Annotated in this window: 2 protein-coding genes and 1 tRNA gene; 2 read left to right on the forward strand and 1 reads right to left on the reverse strand. The window is 49.5% G+C overall.

Annotated features, from left to right (window positions below; translation table 11 throughout):
- Positions 1 to 101: 101 nt before the first annotated feature.
- Together Q0369_RS06200 and Q0369_RS06205 are read left to right on the forward strand one after the other, a co-directional pair.
- The gene (locus Q0369_RS06200) at positions 102 to 1,319 is read left to right on the forward strand and encodes a 2-hydroxyacyl-CoA dehydratase (RefSeq protein ID WP_295098664.1); all 1,218 of its coding nucleotides are present in this window, start codon (positions 102 to 104) and stop codon (positions 1,317 to 1,319) included.
- 374 nt (positions 1,320 to 1,693) lie between these two features.
- The gene (locus Q0369_RS06205; RefSeq protein WP_298097444.1) at positions 1,694 to 2,323 is read left to right on the forward strand and encodes a hypothetical protein; all 630 of its coding nucleotides are present in this window, start codon (positions 1,694 to 1,696) and stop codon (positions 2,321 to 2,323) included.
- Positions 2,324 to 2,374: 51 nt separating this feature from the next.
- On the opposite strand, the gene Q0369_RS06210 is transcribed toward Q0369_RS06205, so the two are convergent.
- A tRNA-Ser gene (locus Q0369_RS06210) sits at positions 2,375 to 2,465 on the reverse strand.
- Positions 2,466 to 2,518 lie beyond the last annotated feature (53 nt).

Consider the following 2,518-nt stretch of genomic DNA (forward strand, 5'->3'; position numbering starts at 1 on the left):
AACCTAGGTGCGGTCAAGATCCGCCTGCGTAGCCTAAAAGCGACTATGATAGAGCGCGAAAGGCAAGGCGCACAACAAGAAGCAAGAAAGGATGCGCGCTAATGTTTGCTAAATTTACGAAGGATATGAAAGCGACCCACACGATATTGATCCCCACGATGATCGATCCGCATTTTCGCTTTATGCAAGGCGTGCTGCGCGACGAGGGCTATAAGAGCGTCTTGCTCGGCGAAAATCGCCAAAATATCGTCGAGGAGGGGCTTCGCAGCGTGCATAACGACATGTGCTACCCCGCTCTGCTCGTCATCGGGCAGTTTATCGACGCGCTAAAAAGCGGCGAGTTCGACACACACAAAGTAGCGCTTCTCATCAGCCAAACGGGCGGCGGCTGCAGAGCGAGCAATTACATAAATTTGCTTCGCAAAGCGCTTGAGGACAGCGGCTTTAGCTACGTCCCCGCAATCTCGTTAAATTTCGGCTCGCTAGACGAGAATGAATTTAGCCTCGGCAAAAAATCGCTTCTAAAGCTTTTCGCCGCGATATTTTACGGCGATTTGATGATGGGGCTGTATAATCAGTGCAAGCCCTACGAAAAGATCAAAAATCAAACGAATGAAATTTACGAACTCTGCGCCGAGCGGATCAAAAATTTGACCGATCAAAGATCGTTTTTCAATCTCAAGAAAAATTTCAAATTTATCCTCTCGCAGTTCGCTAAAATCGAGCGCGACGATAAGCCGCGAGTGAAAGTAGGCATCGTGGGCGAAATTTATCTCAAATACTCGCCTATCGGCAACAACGGCCTAAACGCCTATCTCATCCGCGAAAACGCGGAGCCCGTAAATACGGGGCTGATGGACTTCGTGCTTACCTGCATCTACGATGCGGTCTACGACAAGCAGCTCTACGGCAAGGGCGGCGCGGCGTATTACGGCTCGCTCGCGGTCGCTAAGGTAGTGGAATTTTTCCAGCGCATGATGATTAAGCAGATGAAGCGCTTCGGCTTTCGCGCGCCGAGCCCATTCAGCGAGGTTCGCGCCGCCGCTGACGGCTACATCGGTCACGGCGTGAAGATGGGCGAGGGCTGGCTGCTGACGGCGGAGATGGTCGAGTTTATGCGTCACGGCATACAAAACGTCGTGTGCGCGCAGCCCTTTGGCTGCCTGCCAAACCACATCATCGCGCGCGGAATGATCCGAAAGATCAAGCAAAACTACCCGCAAGCAAACATCGCCGCTATCGACTACGACCCGGGCGCAAGCGCGGTAAATCAAGAAAACCGCATAAAGCTGATGCTTGCTAACGCAAATCGAAAGTAGCGCGCCGCATATCAAAAAGAGCTTTGGAATTTTAAAATTCCAAAGCCTGCCATAAAATTTTAAAATTTAAAAGCAAGCTCGCGATGACAGTTAAATTTTGACGCACAAATGGCCCGCTTCCTTTCGCGAAATTTCCTCGAGATTTTAAAATTTTAAATTTCGATAACGCTCTTGTGCTTCTTTTACCTCTTCCGCGCGTTCTGGCTTCAATTCTTGCGAAATTTCATCGGAATTTTATGGAAGTCCGCGCGAAATTCTACGCGTCGCCGCCATAGAATTCCGCCGCAGAATTCTATTCTGCCGCGCCGTAAAATTCCACTCTCGTTAAGGCAAAATTTAATACAATCCGTCTTTAAATTTTACGAAGGAAGTTTATGAAATTTTGGATTTATGGCGTGGTTTTGGCGCTATGCTGTGGGATTTTTAGCGGATGCGCGAGTAAGAATTTGCCGGGCTACATGCAAGGGCGCGAGCATATCATCGCGATGAGCGCGGCGTCCGGCGGTCAGCTGCGAATGAGTGGCGAGATTTATGATTACGTATTTGATGCGAATCTTAGCGCCGTGCGCGCCAAGGTTGCGAGTCTGGCATCGCTAAATAAAGACGCGATAAGGCGCAACGTAAGCATGCTCACGATCGACAGATACAATGAAGGCAGTGATGCCGCATATATCCAGCACGAAATCGAGCTCGTAAAATACGATCTACCGCTATCCGTGCAGGCTAAGCTGATGGATGACCCAGAGCAGCTGGAGCCCGCGTATAGTTCTACGTTTCGTTACTCTTATCTGATCGAAGGCAAATATTTTAAGCGCCTAAAAGATCACGACGAGCTGCGCAGATCGCACCGCCTAGGCATGCCGATCGAGTACCCTGCGCGTATAGCGGTCGATAGCGGGATCAAAAGCGAGCGCGATGCGAAAATGGATACCGATATACAAGGGCTCATTGTAATGCCGCTAATGATGCCAGTGCTGCTGTTAGGCAGTATCCTAGGCAGCTAGAATCGACTGAACCACGGAAGTGAAATTTTATTGATTTAGATTCTAAAATAGTGGCGGACAGAGAGGGATTTGAACCCTCGAGCCCCGGTTAGAAGCTGCACCCTTAGCAGGGGTGTGGTTTCGGCCACTCACCCATCTGTCCACAAAAAGAAGTCGCATTATACATAACTAATCTAATAATGGGCTTAAATTAGC

The sequence above is a fragment of the uncultured Campylobacter sp. genome (assembly GCF_938030685.1).
GTDB lineage: Bacteria > Campylobacterota > Campylobacteria > Campylobacterales > Campylobacteraceae > Campylobacter_B.

What these genes read in the sequence shown, in the direction of transcription:
- Q0369_RS06200 (WP_295098664.1), top strand. Translation starts at nt 102, where the DNA reads ATGTTTGCTAAATTTACGAAGGATATGAAAGCGACCCACACGATATTG.
- Q0369_RS06205 (WP_298097444.1), top strand. Translation starts at nt 1,694, where the DNA reads ATGAAATTTTGGATTTATGGCGTGGTTTTGGCGCTATGCTGTGGGATT.